The organism is Salipiger aestuarii, assembly GCF_003259905.1.
GTDB lineage: Bacteria > Pseudomonadota > Alphaproteobacteria > Rhodobacterales > Rhodobacteraceae > Salipiger > Salipiger aestuarii.
The window spans coordinates 1-14,388 of sequence record NZ_QLMG01000026.1 but is presented as its reverse complement, the minus strand read 5'-3'; the positions used below and the strand labels follow the sequence as shown (position 1 = coordinate 14,388).

The following is a 14,388-nucleotide window of genomic DNA, read 5'->3' as shown; positions in this document are numbered from 1 at the left end:
GACTCCTCAGGATTGGCAGAACGGCTGGAATTCGACCAGCGCACCGGCTGGCAGGCTCTCGGCGTCGGCCGACAGGAACATCAACCCGTCGGCCAGGGAAAGCAGTCCGACACGAGCGGAATCCGTGGCATCCTCGAAACTGACGATCTCGCGACCATGGGCATCGAACCCTGCCAAAGTCGCGGGCCTGAGTTCGCAGCGCCCGGGCTTGCGGCGGATTGCACTCGCGGTCACGACGTGACGGCGGGTCGGGCCGCCAGTGCCCTCACCGGTCAGGGTGCGGATGAGCGCCATTCCGAATACCTGCCAGGTGACGAAGGCCGAAACCGGATTGCCTGGCAATCCAAGCCAATACGCCTTCCCGATGCGCCCGACCGACACCGGCTTGCCCGGTTTGATCGCCACGCCGCTGAACAGGACCTCGCCGCCCAATGCCGTGACGGTCGGCTTCACATGATCTTCTTCGCCCACCGATATGCCGCCCGTGGTGATGACAAGATCGGCCTGCGCCGCCATGTCGCCCAACTGGTCGACAAGACCTGCAAGGCTATCAACACCATGGGCTGAAGCAATGATTTCAACGCCAACAGATGCAAGGCTTGCCGTCAGCATCGGCGTATTGACGTCCCAGATCTGTGCGGCCTCGCGCGCGCCTCCGGCGCTGCGCACCTCGTCGCCCGTGACAAGCAAGGCCACGCGCAACCTCCGCCGGACGCGCAGGATGCCCGCGCCGGCAGCGGCACAGGCGGCGATCTCCCTCGGGCCGAGCTTGCGGCCCTTGTCCAGAACGGTCGCACCCTTGGTCATGTCGCTGCCCGCGCGGCGGATGTTCAAACCCGGTTCAGGTCGGCGCGACAGATGAATGACGTCCCCGTCACGCAGGACGTCCTCCTGCATCACGACAGCGTCCGCGCCACACGGGATTGATGCGCCCGTGAAAATCCGGGCCGCCACGGCTCCTGCAACCGGTATCGTCACCGCCTGTCCGGCAGGCACGCGCGCAACGACCGGCAGCACCCAGGGTCCGGCGCCAGTCAGGGCCGATGTCGCGATCGCATAGCCATCCATCGCCGCATTATCGAAAGCCGGTGCCATGGACCGGGACCGGACCGGCTGAGCGAGAATGCGGCCAAAGGCGCGGTCGAGCGACACGGCCTCGGTCCGACCGACCGGTGCAGTGTGCGCCACGATCCGGGCAAGCGCCTCGTCGATGCTGATCAGCGATTGAAGCATGTCCTGACTGTCACAGCCGCAGCCGGGTGACGCGATGGCTTGATGGACGGTCATTGTGCTGCCTCCTGTGTGGATTGGGCAGCCTGGAAGTGCCCGGGCCCAATGCTGCAATCGAGATCTCGCAGGCGCCCGTCCCTGAGCCCGTAGATCAGGCCGTGCACGCGGACATCGGCTCCGTGGCGCCATGCCCTCTGCAGGATCGGCGTTTCGCAGACGCGTCGCACGCCCTCGACCACATTGAGTTCGGCCAGCCGCTCGCGTTGTGCTTCGAGGTCGGGTTCTCGCCCCAGATCGACCGCATAGGCGCGGGCTAGGCGCCGGATCGGTTCCAGCCAATGATCGGCCAGACCATGGGGCAGATCCTCGGTCGCGGCCTTGACCCCGCCACAGCCATAGTGGCCGCAAACGATGATCTCGCGCACATGCAACGCATCGAGGGCAAATTCGAGCGCCGACAGCAGGTTCATGTCCGAGGAATGAACGATGTTGGCGACGTTGCGATGGACGAAGACCTCGCCCGGATCGAGACCCGCGACCACGTTGGCCGGAACCCGGCTGTCCGAACAGCCGATCCAGAAGAACTCGGGCGCCTGAAGCGCGGCAAGGCGCGTGAAATAGTCGGGTTCCTCGGCGTGACGTTGTTGCGACCAAGCCACGTTGCGCGCCAGAAGATCATTCAGCATTGGTCGTCTCCGTGGAATCTGGCAGCCCGCGCCGCGTTCGCATGTGTTTAGACAGGGTCTGCAGATCGGCCCGAGTCAGCCGGGCGCGGGCAATCGGCAGGAGGATCGCGTTTTCGGCAACGAGGTGGCGGCGCACGTGCCCCGCAAACCTGGACAACACGGCGCGCTCCTTGGCGGTCAGATCGGCCCCCCTGTCGAGGCAACCAGCCAGCATCGCACGCACTTCAGGCAACAGACGCATCGCCTCATCCTGATCAGCCCTGATCCGGTCGATCGCACCCTCGATCGCATCCTCCTCCGCGCAGCGCCGGGCAAGAAGCGGGAACAGATCTTCCATTTCGTCGCGCAGGTGGACGTTCAATTCCTCGTTCAGAAAGCGCAGCACCGTTGTCGCTGCCTGGCGATCGAGAGCGTCTGCCGATGCCAGCCCGTCGATCACTGCGCAAATCTGACGTTCGCGCAGGTGGTCTTCACTGATGAAATCCAGAGGATTTGCAAGCAGGCTCGGGCTTGTCGGTTTATCACCGCTCCCACGCAGCATTGGCTCTGACGGTTGCATGACACGTCCTTTCGCGTGGTTCAGATCGGCGCAAGACTTGCGCCGGTGATCTGTGCGCCCTGTGCCAGGGTTTCGACGAATTGCCGAGATGCCCTCGCCCAGGCTGCCTTCTCGAGGGCCTGCGCGATCTTGGGTCGGACGCTCTCAAACGGCAGAACCTGACCCGGTGCGATGGCGTTCAGGCGAATTATGTGCCATCCGTGCCGCGAGAGAACGGGGGCGGGGCTGATGCCGCCTTCAGCCAGGGTGCGCAGCGCCGTCTCGAACTCGGGCACGGTGTCGCCCGGGCCAAGCTGGCCCAGATGCCCAGCCGAAGCCTTGGAGCCGCAGTCGCTTTCACGCGCAGCGGCGGCGAACCCTTTGGCGTCGCCATCAAGCCGCGCCAGCAGAGCAACGGCCCGTGCCTCGGCCATGGCGCGTTCGGCGTCGTCGCGCGGATCGCAGGCACACAGGATATGCGAGACGTCCCAGAGCGGCGCGGATCGGTAACGGTCGGGGTCCTTTTGCCATTCCGCACGAACCGCGTCCTCGGCAATCGGCTCGATTTCCAGCGCTTCATCCAGAAGGGCACGGATCAGGGCGTCGTCTTCGGTCTCGAAGCGGCTTGGCGCCAGTTCCAGCGGGTCGGGCGTCAACCCCCGGCGCTTCGCCTCTTGCAACAGCAGTGCGCGGATGGCCAGCGCCTGCGCCGCCTTGCGCCATGCGATGCCCGGCTTGTCCTTCGGGCCAGTGTGGTTCTGGGCCTCGGCGGCGATTGCCGCCGAGGGGATGGTTTCGCCGTTCACGACGACATCGGGAAAGAGGGCCACATTCATCTGGCTCACTCCGCTGGCGTCGTGGCGGTGGGACCGCGCTTGGCTTGCACCTTGTCATAGGCGCGGCGGCGGTCTTCGAGCGGGCGATGCCGACGCGATCTTACGATCTGGTAACCCGGCCGCGTCAGCAGGTAGCGGAACGGAGCGGCAAATCCCGACCAGATGTGCACCAGCCGCGTGAAGGGAAACAGCGCCGTGATGATCAGGCCGAGGAAGATGTGCAGCTTGTAGAGCCAGTGCACGTCAACCACCGTGACCCAGGCGTTGATGTTCCAGCTGACCACGCTCTGCGACCAGGTCATGAAGCGGACCATTTCCGACCCGTCCATGTGTTGCAGCGTCTGGGTGATCGTCAGCAGGCCGATGGCCAGCTGCAGCCAGATCAGGACCATGATCAGGATGTCGGGAATGCTCGATGTCACCCGGATGCGCGGATCCACGAGTCGGCGGTGAAGCAGCATGGTCGATCCGATCAGGGCCGCGATGCCCGCCGGACCCCCGATGATGACCGCCATCCACTGCTTGAGGACATAGGGAATGCCGATCGCATCCAGCACCCAGACCGGTGTGAACAGACCGACGAGGTGGCCGAAGAATACCGTCAGGATGCCGACATGGAACAGGATCGAGCCCCAGATCAGCTGCTTGCGGCGCAAGAGCTGGCTCGAGGAACTTTTCCAGGTGAAGGGGTCCCGTTCATAGCGCACGATCGACCCCACGAGGAAGATCGTCAGCGCGACATAGGGCATGACCCCGAAGATGACGAAGTTGATGTCGAAGTCGCCGAACATGTCATGCGCTCCTGTTCAATGGTTTCGGGGTCGGTCTGTCCATCGCCGCGAGCATGTCGCGGACTTGCGGGCAACCTGCGTTCGGATCGGGGCCGAATGTAACCTCGGTTTCCTCCCAGACGGCATCAAGCGCCGCGAGGTCGGTCGGGTCATCATCGGGCTGGGCAAGCATATCGGCCACGGCTTCGGCGTCGGCCTGCATGTCGGCGAGCTGGGAAAGAGCGGCGAACGCGGCAGCATACCCGCTGTCGCGCCGGACAAGCCGGGCCGCGAGAGCATCAAGGATATGCGCCGCGTCCGCCAGAGTTTCCTGCACTTCTGCGAAGGGACGCGTCGACAGGAATTCCAGCAACACCGGCAGGTGGTCCGGCAGTTCCGAGGTGGCGGGTTCGAACCCGCCCGCCCGATAGGTCTCGATCAGGCTGACCATGGCGCCGCCCCTGTCACGGCTTTCGCCGTGAACATGCTCGAAGAGATTGAGCGACAGCGTCCGCGACCGGTCGAAGAGCATCACATAGCTTTCCTGCAGGTCGTAGAGGTCGGCCTTTGCGAAGCCGTCGGCCAACCTGCGCAGCGCAGCTCGTGTGTCGGCGGCGATGCGGGGATCGGCTGCGATGACGCCCCCGATTTCGGGCATGGCCTCCTGAAGCTCCCGCGAGGGATAGCTCAGGATCAGCGACAGGGCCTTGAGTGTGCGGTCCATCATCAGAAGGTCTCCTGCGGAAGGGCGAATTTCTTTTTCTTGCCGCCGAACAAAGTGGTCTTGCCGGCCTCACCGGTGGAACAGCCGTTGCCGTCGGTAAAGCCGCAGCCGCCCCGTATGTCGGCTCCATGTTCGTTCTGCTCGCGGTGCGCCGTGGGGATCGCGAAGCGGTCCTCGTAATCGGCGATGGCCATGATCTTGTACATGTCCTCGATCACCCGGCCCGACATGCCGACACGGGCGGCGATCGCCTCGTCCCGCACGCCATCCACGCTGAGCGCCCGCATATAGAGCCGCATCGCGGACATGCGTTCGAGGGCGTGCACGATGGGCTCCTCGTCCCCCGCCGTCAGCATGTTGGCGAGGTATCTGACGGGGATGCGCAGAGACCGCACGTCGGGCATCTGATCGCTCATCGCGATCTGCCCTGCTTGAGCGGCGTTCTGAATCGGCGACAACGGCGGGATGTACCAGACCATCGGCAACGTCCGGTATTCGGGATGCAGCGGGAAGGCGACCTTCCAGTCCATCGCCATCTTCCAGACCGGGCTGACCTTCGCCGCCTCGATCCAGTCCTCGGGCACACCGTCGCGGCGAGCCGCGGCGATCACCTCGGGGTCGTTTGGGTCGAGGAACACATCCAGTTGCGCGCCATAGAGATCGGTCTCACGCTCGGCACTGGCCGCCGCCTCGATCTTGTCGGCGTCATAAAGGATCACGCCCAGATAGCGGATACGGCCGACGCAGGTTTCCGAGCAAACCGTCGGCTGGCCGGACTCAATCCTCGGATAGCAGAAGGTGCATTTCTCGGATTTGCCAGTATCCCAGTTGTAATAGACCTTCTTGTAGGGGCAGCCTGAGATGCACATCCGCCAGCCGCGACATTTCTCCTGGTCGATCAGGACGATGCCGTCCTCCTCGCGCTTGTAGATGGCACCCGAGGGGCAGGAGGCCGAGCAGGTAGGGTTGAGGCAATGCTCGCAGAGCCGCGGCAGGTACATCATGAAGGTATTTTCGTACTCTCCATAGATCTCCTTCTGCACGTTCTCGAAGTTGTAGTCGGCCGACCGCTTCGAGAACTCACCGCCCAGAATTTCCTCCCAGTTCGGACCCTTCTCGATCTTCTCCATCCGCTCGCCGGTGATCTTGGATCGGGGGCGCGCGGTAGGGAACGCGGTCATGTCGGGGGCGGATTTCAGGTGGTCGTAGTCGAAATCGAATGGCTCATAGTAGTCGTCGATCTCGGGCATCGACGGGTTGGCGAAGATGTTCGCCAAAATCCGCCACTTCGATCCCTGCTTGGGATGCAGCTTGCCGCTGGCGGACCGTGCCCAGCCGCCGTTCCAGCGCTTCTGGTTTTCCCAGTCGGTCGGATAGCCGGTGCCGGGCTTGGTCTCGACGTTGTTGAACCACGCGTACTCAACGCCTTCGCGCGTCGTCCACACATTCTTGCAGGTAACCGAACAGGTGTGACAACCGATGCATTTGTCGAGGTTCAGGACCTTGCCGATTTGCGCACGAACTCTCATTCCGCTGCCTCCACGTTCTGGGTTGCGGACCGGCTTGCGGGTTTGTCGAGCCAGTCGATCTTCTTCATTTTCCGCACGATCACGAACTCGTCGCGGTTGCTGCCCACGGTGCCGTAGTAGTTGAACCCGTAGGACAGTTGCGCATAACCGCCGATCATGTGGGTTGGTTTGAGCGTTGCGCGGGTGACCGAATTGTGGATGCCACCGCGATTGCCCGTCTTTTCCGAGCCTGGCGTGTTCACGATCTTTTCCTGAGCGTGGTACATGAACAAAGTGCCCTGCTTGATCCGCTGGGACACCACCACCCGCGCGGTCAACGCGCCGTTGGTGTTGTAGGCCTCGACCCAGTCGTTATCGACAAGGCCCGCCTTCTGCGCGTCCACTTCGGACATCCAGACCACCGGTCCGCCCCTGTTCAGCGTCAGCATCAGCAGGTTGTCGGTATAGGTGCTGTGAATGCCCCATTTCTGGTGCGGTGTGATGAAGTTCAGCACCACGTGCGGGCTGCCCTCGGCCGCGTCGTTGTTGACGGCCGCGGTGATGGTCTTGAGGTCGACCGGCGGGCGGTAGCTGACGAAGCCCTCGCCAAAGGCGCGCATCCATTTATGATCCTGATAGAGCTGCTGGCGACCCGTCAGGGTGCGCCACGGGATCAACTCGTGGACGTTGGTGTAGCCCGCGTTGTAGCAGACCTCCTCGCTCTCGATCCCCGACCAGGTGGGCGACGAGATGATCTTGCGCGGTTGCGCCGCGATATCGCGGAAGCGGATCTTGGTATGGTGCGCGCCCTCGGCCAGGTGAGCATGATGGCGGCCGGTGGGTTTTTCGAGTTCCTCCCACGCCTTCACGGCCACTTCGCCGTTGGTCTCGGGCGCCAGCATCAGGATCATTTCCGCCGCGTCGATGGCGGTTTCCAGCTTCGCGTGCCCCTTCGAGACACCCTCGTCCTGCACCACGCCATTGAGGTCGCGCAGATGGCCGACCTCGACCTTGGTGTCCCAGGTGATCCCCTTGCCGCCGTTTCCGAGTTTCTCCAGCAGCGGACCGACCGAGGTGAACTTCTTGTAGAGGTTGGGATAATCCCGCTCGACCGCGATATAGTTCGGCGCGGTCTTGCCGGGGATCAGGTCGCATTCGCCCTTCTTCCAGTCCTTCACATGGGCCTGCGCCAGTTCGCCGGGCGTGTCGTGCAGCAGCGGAAGCTGGACGATGTCCGTTTCCACGCCGAGCACCTCGGGCGCGACCTCGGAGAACTTGCGGGCGATCGACTTGAAGATCTCCCAGTCCGACTTCGACTCGTAGGCCGGGTCCACCGCCGCCTGCAGCGGGTGGATGAACGGGTGCATGTCCGAGGTGTTGAGATCGTCCTTTTCGTACCAGCTGGCGGTCGGCAGGACGATGTCGGAATAGACCGCCGTCGTGGACATCCGGAAGTCGATGCAGACCAGCAGGTCGAGCTTGCCCTTCGGCGCCTCGTCATGCCAGACGGCTTCCTTCGGCATCACGCCGCCTTCCTCGCCCAGGTCCTTGCCCATCACGCCGTGATCGGTACCCAGGAGGTGCTTGAGGAAATACTCGTGTCCCTTGCCCGAAGACCCGAGCAGGTTCGAGCGCCAGACGAACAGGTTGCGCGGCCAGTTTTCCGGGGCGTCCGGATCCTGGCAGGACATTTCCAGATCGCCGGATTTCAGCTGTTCGGCGACGTAGTCCTTGATCTCCTTGCCGGCCTTCTTCGCCGCCTTCGAGACCTCCAGAGGGTTGGTCTTGAGCTGCGGGGCGGACGGGAGCCAGCCCATCCGCTCGGCCCGGATGTTGTAGTCGATCAGCGAAATGTCCCAGTCGCCTTCGGGTGCCGTCGGCGACAGGATTTCACCGGCGCGTAGGGTCTCGTAGCGCCATTGGTCGGTATGGGCATACCAGCAGGAGGTCGAATTCATGTGCCGCGGCGGGCGGTTCCAGTCGAGCGCGAAGGCCAGCGGCTGCCAGCCCGTCTGCGGGCGCAGTTTCTCCTGGCCCACGTAATGCGACCAGCCGCCGCCTTCCTGCCCGATGCAGCCGCACATCACCAGCATGTTGATGATGCCGCGGTAGTTCATGTCCATGTGGTACCAGTGGTTCAGACCGGCCCCGAGAATGACCATGGACTTGCCATGGGTCTTTTCGGCGTTGCCCGCGAATTCGCGAGCGACCGCGATGATCTTCTCCCGCGCAACGCCGGTGATCTTTTCGGCCCATGCGGGGGTATACGGGCTGTCGTCGTTGAAATCCTTGGCCACCCAGTCACCGCCAAGGCCCCGGTCGAGACCGTAATTGGCGCAGAACAGGTCGAACACGGTGGTAACCAGCGCTTCGGATCCGTCGGCCAGTTTCACGCGTCGCGCCGGAATGTTCCGGGTCAGTACCTCAGGGTGATCGCATTTCACGAAATCGCCCGTGGCAGCACCGCCGAAGTAAGGGAAATCGACGCCGACGACCTCGTCGTGGTCGCCATCCATGATCTGGCTCAGGCGCAGCTTGGCCGCTGTCCCTTTCGCCTGCTCTTCGAGGTTCCACTTGCCCTCTTCGCCCCAGCGGAAGCCGATCGAGCCATTTGGCGCCACGACCTTGCCGGAGGCCTCGTCATAGGCGACCGTCTTCCAGTCGGGGTTGTTGGTCTCGCCCAGCTTGCCGTCGAAATCGTCGGCGCGCAGCATGCGGCCCGGCACCAGATGCCCGTCCTTTTCATCCAGCCGCACCAGCATCGGCATGTCGGTGTACTTGCGCGCATACGCCTCGAAATACTCGGCCTGCCGGTCCAGATGGAATTCGCGCAGGATCACGTGGCCCATGGCCATCGCCAGCGCTGCGTCGGTGCCCGCCTGCGGATTCAGCCAGATATCGCCGAACTTGGCCGCCTCGGAATAGTCGGGGCTGACCACGGCGGATTTGGTGCCGCGATAGCGAACCTCGGTGTAGAAATGGGCGTCGGGCGTGCGGGTCTGCGGCACGTTCGAGCCCCATAGCATCAGGAAGCCGGCATTGTACCAGTCGGCCGATTCCGGCACGTCGGTCTGTTCACCCCAGGTCTGCGGCGAGGCCGGCGGCAGGTCGCAATACCAGTCGTAGAACGACATGCAGGTGCCGCCCAGAAGCGACAGGTAGCGCGAGCCGGCGGCGTAGCTGACCATCGACATGGCCGGGATCGGCGAGAAGCCGAACACCCGGTCGGGCCCCCAGGTTTTCGCGGTGTAGGCGTTGGCGGCGGCGACGATCTCGGTCGCCTCGTCCCAGCTTGCCCGCACGAACCCGCCCTTGCCGCGCGTCTTGGTATAGGAGGCACGCAGGATCGGATCGTTCTGGATCGCGGCCCAGGCCGCCACCGGCGTCATCGTCTCGCGCATCTTGCGCCAGGCGCGCATCAGGCTGCCCCGGATCAGCGGATTCTTCACCCGGTTCGCGGAATAGAGATACCAGCTGTAGGACGCGCCGCGCGCGCAACCCCGCGGCTCGTGGTTGGGCAGCCCCGCCCGGGTGCGTGGATAATCGGTCTGCTGCGTCTCCCAGGTGACGATACCGGACTTGACGTAAATCTTCCACGAACAGGACCCGGTGCAGTTCACCCCATGGGTCGAGCGGACGATCTTGTCGTGCCGCCAGCGGTTTCTGTAGGTGTCCTCCCAGTCGCGGTTCTCGCGGGTGGTCTGACCCCAACCGTCCGAGAATTGCTCCAGTTCCTTGCTCTGGAAGAAGTTCAGTTTGTCGAGCAGATGGGTCATTGGGCTGTCCTTTCGGGTGTCTGGGTGCGGGCGGCGGACTGCGCCGCCCGGGGATTCAATTGGATCATTCAGCGGGCTGGGCTGCGGTGCCCTGCGGTGTGCGGCCATGTTCGATGTCGTGGAGAAGCCCGCCGGGGCGCGTGTAGACCGCCCAGGTGATGACGACGCAGATGACGTAGAAGATCAGGAAGCCCCAGAGCGCCCCCACGGCGGACCCGGTTATCGCGATGGACGTCCCGTAGGCCTTGGGGATGAAGAAGGCGCCGTAAGCCGCGATCGCCGAGGTGAAGGCCACGATGGCCCCGGATTCCATCGCGATCTGCCGCTTGCGTTCCTCGACGCCCAACTGCGGCATCAGGCGCGGAATTTCACGTCCCATGATCACCGGGATCATCTGGAAGGTGGAGGCATTGCCAACACCGGTCAGGAAGAACAACGCCATGAAGCAGGCGAAGAAGCCGATGAACGATCCAAGCCCGAGGAAAGTGATCACGCCGAAGGTGGCCACAATCATCAGCGCGAAGGTCCAGAAGGTCACGCGACCACCGCCGAACTTGTCCGAGATCCAGCCGGTTCCGGCGCGGCTGAGCGCACCGACCAGCGGCCCAAGGAACACGTAGTTGAGCGCGTTCACATCCGGGAAGGCCAGCCGCGTCAGCAGCGGGAAGCCGGCTGAATACCCAATGAAGCTGCCAAAGGTGCCGGTGTAGAGGATGCACATCAGCCAGTTCTGCTTGCGTCCGAAGATCACCGCCTGGTCGGCAAAGCTGGCGCGTGCGTCCGCGATGTCGTTCATGCCCAGCCAAGCGGCGGCGGTGGCCGCAACGATGAAGGGCACCCAGACAAAGCCTGCGTTCTGCATCCAGAGCTGACCGCCATCGGACATGGTCACCGGCTGGCCGCCAAGCGCGCCGAACACGCCCGCCGTGATGACGATAGGCACGAGAAACTGCATGACCGAGACACCGAGGTTCCCAAGACCCGCGTTCAGCGCCAGCGCATTCCCCTTTTCGGCCTTGGGGAAGAAGTAGCCGATATTGGCCATCGAGGAGGCGAAGTTGCCGCCGCCTAAGCCGCAGAACAGCGCCAGCACGAGGAAGATCAGGTAGGGCGTCTCCGGGTTCCGCACAGCGTAACCAATACCCATGGCTGGAAGCAGCAAAGAGGCGGTCGATAGTGTCGTCCAGAGCCGCCCGCCGAAGATCGGCACCATGAAGCTGTAGAAGATGCGCAGCGTGGCCCCCGACAGCCCGGGCAGTGCCGCCAGCCAGAACAACTGACCAGGGGTGAAGTCGAATCCGATGGCAGGCAGGCGCGCCACGACGACCGACCAGACCATCCAGACCGAGAACGCCAGCAGCAGCGCCGGAATCGAGATCCAGAGGTTGCGGCGCGCAACGGCACGGCCCTTTTCGTCCCAGAATTGCGCGTCTTCGGGCCGCCAATCGTCTAGGACGCGTGCCACGGCCGTGTGCTCGGGGTGGTGAACCTCCTGCATCTCGGGCAGTTGCGGCAGTTGGTCGAGAACCTCGCCATGGGCTGCACGCTCCATCGCCCGTACCGAAAGGTGCATCCATGTCAGCGCGATGGCGACCAGCGCAAAGAGGAGCACAAAGCACGAGGTATAGATGCCCGTGAGGTCAAGCAGCGCGCCGAATCCGATGGGCAGAACAAAGCCGCCTAGGCCGCCGATCATGCCCACTAGGCCGCCGACTGCGCCGACATGGTTCGGATAGTAGACCGGAATATGCTTGAATACCGCCGCCTTGCCGAGGCTCATGAAAAAGCCCAAGCCGAAAAGCGTGGCGATGAAGGGCCACAGACCCATCTCGGTTGAGAAGGCAATGGCGCCATCTTTGCCCTGGATGACGTAATCCGTGGGCGGATAGCTCAGCATGAACAGGAACAGCAGCGAGAAGCCGAAGGTCCAGTACATGACCTTACGCGCCCCGAATTTGTCCGAGAGAACTCCGCCATAGGCCCGAAACAGTGAGGCCGAGAGGCTGAAGGACGCAGCCGCCATGCCCGCGAAGCGCACGTCGATGCCGTAGACGTCGATCAGGTAGTGCGGCAGCCAAAGCGCCAGCGCGACAAACGCGCCGAAGACGAAGAAGTAATAGAGCGAGAAGCGCCAAACCTGCAGGTTCTTGAGCGGTGCGAATTGCTGCGCGAGACTGGGTGCCTTGGCCCCGGACTTGCGCCGCGCGACCAGTTCCGGGTCGTCCTTGGCCAACAGAAAGAACAGCACGCCGATGATGGCAAGGCCCGCCGCCCAGACATAGGCCACACCGTGCCAGCCGTAGGCGACCATGACGAAAGGCGCGACGAACTTGGTGACCGCCGCACCGACATTGCCCGCACCAAAGATACCAAGCGCCGTGCCCTGATGGCCCGCGTCATACCAGCGGCTGACATAGGCCACGCCGATGATGAACGACCCGCCTGCGAGGCCAATGCCAAGTGCTGCGATCAGGTACATGATGTAGCTGTCCGCCAGCGTGAGTGCCCATGTGGCCAGCGCTGTCAGGATCATCTGGCTGGAGAACACCAGCCGCCCGCCGTATTTCTCGGTCCAGACGCCGAGAAACAGGCGGGTGACCGATCCGGTCAGGATCGGGGTGGCGACCAGCAGGCCGAACTGGGTGTCATTCAGGCCAAGCTCGGCCTTGATGGCGACACCGATGATGGAAAAGATCGTCCAGACCGCGAAACAGGCGGTGAAGGCGATCGTGCTCAGGCTCAAGGCGCGCGTCTGATCGGCGCGCGAGGCTGTTGCTACGGTCTGCATGAAGGGTCTCCGGCAAGAAAAGTGCTGTCACCCCTGCCTGGGGTTCAGTGCCAGACCTGACGGCAGAGCGGCGCGCATGACTTGATCTAGATCACGAAATTTGGAAAAGAATAATGAAATAAGTGCCTTATACAAATATGTCATTCCGTGCGCCGCGAAAGATCAAGGCTTGTTCAGCGCAGGTCAACTCGGCATTTGACATTTATCAATTGATTTGCTGAAATTTGTTAAGCGTCGAAAGGGGGGGGGAAACATGCCCGATTCAGAATACCGGGATATTCGAAAACTCGATCTCTTCTCGCAAATGGCGGATGCGCATTTCACTGCCCTTATGCGGGGTGCTTACGTGCAGAATTTCCCCGCGCAGATCGAATTGATCACTGAAGGTGAGCCGAGCGATTTTCTTCACATCGTCCTGTCCGGCTCAGTCGATCTATTCTCCGCCTGGAACGGCCGGGATACCAGCATGGCAACTGTCCGCCCCATTTCGACGTTCATTCTTGCGGCGACCATCAAGGATGCGCCCTACCTGATGTCAGCCCGTACGCTGGAGAAGAGCCGGATCGCGCTGATCCCCAGTCAGGACGTGCGCGCGATCTTCGACGCTGACAGCAACTTTGCCCGTGCGATCGTCACCGAGCTGGCGCAGTGCTATCGCTCCGTGATCAAGTCGCAGAAGGATCTGAAACTCAGAACTTCACTCGAGCGGCTCGCGAATTACTTACTCAGGCAACAAAAGCGCGCTGGCGGCAGGGCTGTTTTCGAGCTCGATTTCGAAAAGCGCCGCTTGGCTTCGGTGCTGGGCACGACCCCTGAAAACCTCAGCCGCGCCTTCAAGGGCCTGCAGCCCTATGGTGTGACAGTGACCGGCAGCCGTATCACCATCGGCAATCAGGGCGATCTCGAGCGTTTCGCAAAACCCAACCCGCTAATTGATGACTTTTCAATGTGAAGGACAAACAAATGACCAAATCCATGCCTGGCGCCGCCGGAGACCTCGCCGAGGAGTATCCCGATGTCTGGAAGGCCTATGCTGCCTTGGGCAAGGCAACGGCCGATTGCGGCCCCCTGACAGAGCGCGAGAAGCGCCTCGTCAAGCTCGCCCTCGCGATTGGCGCGGGCTCCGAAGGCGCGGTCCATTCCCACACCCGGCGCGCCAGATCGGAGGGGATTGAGAATGAGGCGATCATGCAGGTGGCGATGCTGGCCATCGGCCCGCTTGGCCTGCCTCGTGCCGTCGCCGCGAAGACCTGGATCGAAGACATCAAGGATTGACGTTCAGGGAAGCGGGCTGACCCCAAAAAGAAAGGGGTTTATCCCCTTGACGCAAGTAAGGCGATTTGCTATCTATGATGCATGGAAAAGAGCAAATCAGCATCCCCCGACTTTAGCGTCCGCGAGTTCTTTAAGCGCTTCCCGGATGATGAAGCCTGCCTTGAGCATATCTTCCGCGTCAGGTTCGGGGATCGCCATGTTTGCCAAGCCTGCGGCGTCGAAAGCACGTTCCACCGCATGAGCAATCGCCGCGCTTG

The 14,388-nt window shown here is 62.8% G+C and carries 12 protein-coding genes; 3 read left to right on the top strand and 9 right to left on the bottom strand.

Annotated elements, in window-relative coordinates; genetic code table 11:
- Nucleotides 1-6: 6 nt before the first annotated feature.
- The 9 genes from ATI53_RS13870 to ATI53_RS13830 form a co-directional block, all read right to left on the bottom strand.
- Nucleotides 7-1,287, bottom strand: a complete 1,281-nt coding sequence (locus ATI53_RS13870; RefSeq protein WP_111550648.1) for a molybdopterin molybdotransferase MoeA — start codon at nucleotides 1,285-1,287, stop codon at nucleotides 7-9.
- Nucleotides 1,284-1,916: a carbonic anhydrase gene (locus ATI53_RS13865; protein ID WP_111550647.1), complete on the bottom strand. Its 633-nt coding sequence runs from the start codon at nucleotides 1,914-1,916 to the stop codon at nucleotides 1,284-1,286. The genes ATI53_RS13870 and ATI53_RS13865 overlap by 4 nt, the downstream gene beginning before the upstream one ends.
- Nucleotides 1,906-2,475, bottom strand: coding sequence for a hemerythrin domain-containing protein (locus tag ATI53_RS13860; protein ID WP_111550646.1), 570 nt, complete (start codon nucleotides 2,473-2,475; stop codon nucleotides 1,906-1,908). Before ATI53_RS13860 ends, ATI53_RS13865 begins: the two co-directional genes overlap by 11 nt.
- 20 nt (nucleotides 2,476-2,495) lie before the next feature.
- Entirely contained in the window at nucleotides 2,496-3,290 is a 795-nt protein-coding gene (locus tag ATI53_RS13855; protein WP_009505378.1) for a peptidylprolyl isomerase, read from the bottom strand.
- Between the two features lie 5 nt (nucleotides 3,291-3,295).
- A complete protein-coding gene (narI, locus tag ATI53_RS13850; protein ID WP_009505379.1) occupies nucleotides 3,296-4,081 on the bottom strand; it encodes a respiratory nitrate reductase subunit gamma in 786 nt (261 codons plus the stop codon).
- A gap of 1 nt (nucleotide 4,082) precedes the next feature.
- A complete protein-coding gene (narJ, locus tag ATI53_RS13845) occupies nucleotides 4,083-4,784 on the bottom strand; it encodes a nitrate reductase molybdenum cofactor assembly chaperone (protein ID WP_034452910.1) in 702 nt (233 codons plus the stop codon).
- Between the two features lie 2 nt (nucleotides 4,785-4,786).
- A complete protein-coding gene (gene narH / locus ATI53_RS13840) occupies nucleotides 4,787-6,313 on the bottom strand; it encodes a nitrate reductase subunit beta (protein WP_009505381.1) in 1,527 nt (508 codons plus the stop codon).
- The gene (locus ATI53_RS13835; protein ID WP_111550645.1) at nucleotides 6,310-10,068 is read right to left on the bottom strand and encodes a nitrate reductase subunit alpha; all 3,759 of its coding nucleotides are present in this window, start codon (nucleotides 10,066-10,068) and stop codon (nucleotides 6,310-6,312) included. The genes narH and ATI53_RS13835 overlap by 4 nt, the downstream gene beginning before the upstream one ends.
- Before the next feature lie 64 nt (nucleotides 10,069-10,132).
- Nucleotides 10,133-12,856 carry a nitrate/nitrite transporter gene (locus tag ATI53_RS13830; protein ID WP_111550644.1) on the bottom strand — a complete coding sequence of 908 codons (2,724 nt, stop codon included), beginning with the start codon at nucleotides 12,854-12,856 and terminating at the stop codon, nucleotides 10,133-10,135.
- A gap of 253 nt (nucleotides 12,857-13,109) precedes the next feature.
- Here ATI53_RS13830 and ATI53_RS13825 point away from each other — a divergent pair, with 253 nt between their 5' ends.
- From ATI53_RS13825 to ATI53_RS13815, 3 genes are all read left to right on the top strand, one after another.
- Complete coding sequence (locus tag ATI53_RS13825; protein WP_111550643.1) at nucleotides 13,110-13,808, top strand: cyclic nucleotide-binding domain-containing protein; 699 nt, start codon at nucleotides 13,110-13,112, stop codon at nucleotides 13,806-13,808.
- A gap of 11 nt (nucleotides 13,809-13,819) precedes the next feature.
- Entirely contained in the window at nucleotides 13,820-14,131 is a 312-nt protein-coding gene (locus ATI53_RS13820) for a carboxymuconolactone decarboxylase family protein (RefSeq protein WP_009505385.1), read from the top strand.
- Between the two features lie 81 nt (nucleotides 14,132-14,212).
- Nucleotides 14,213-14,388: transposase (locus tag ATI53_RS13815; RefSeq protein ID WP_146609927.1), on the top strand; the 176-nt coding region annotated here is incomplete at its 3' end.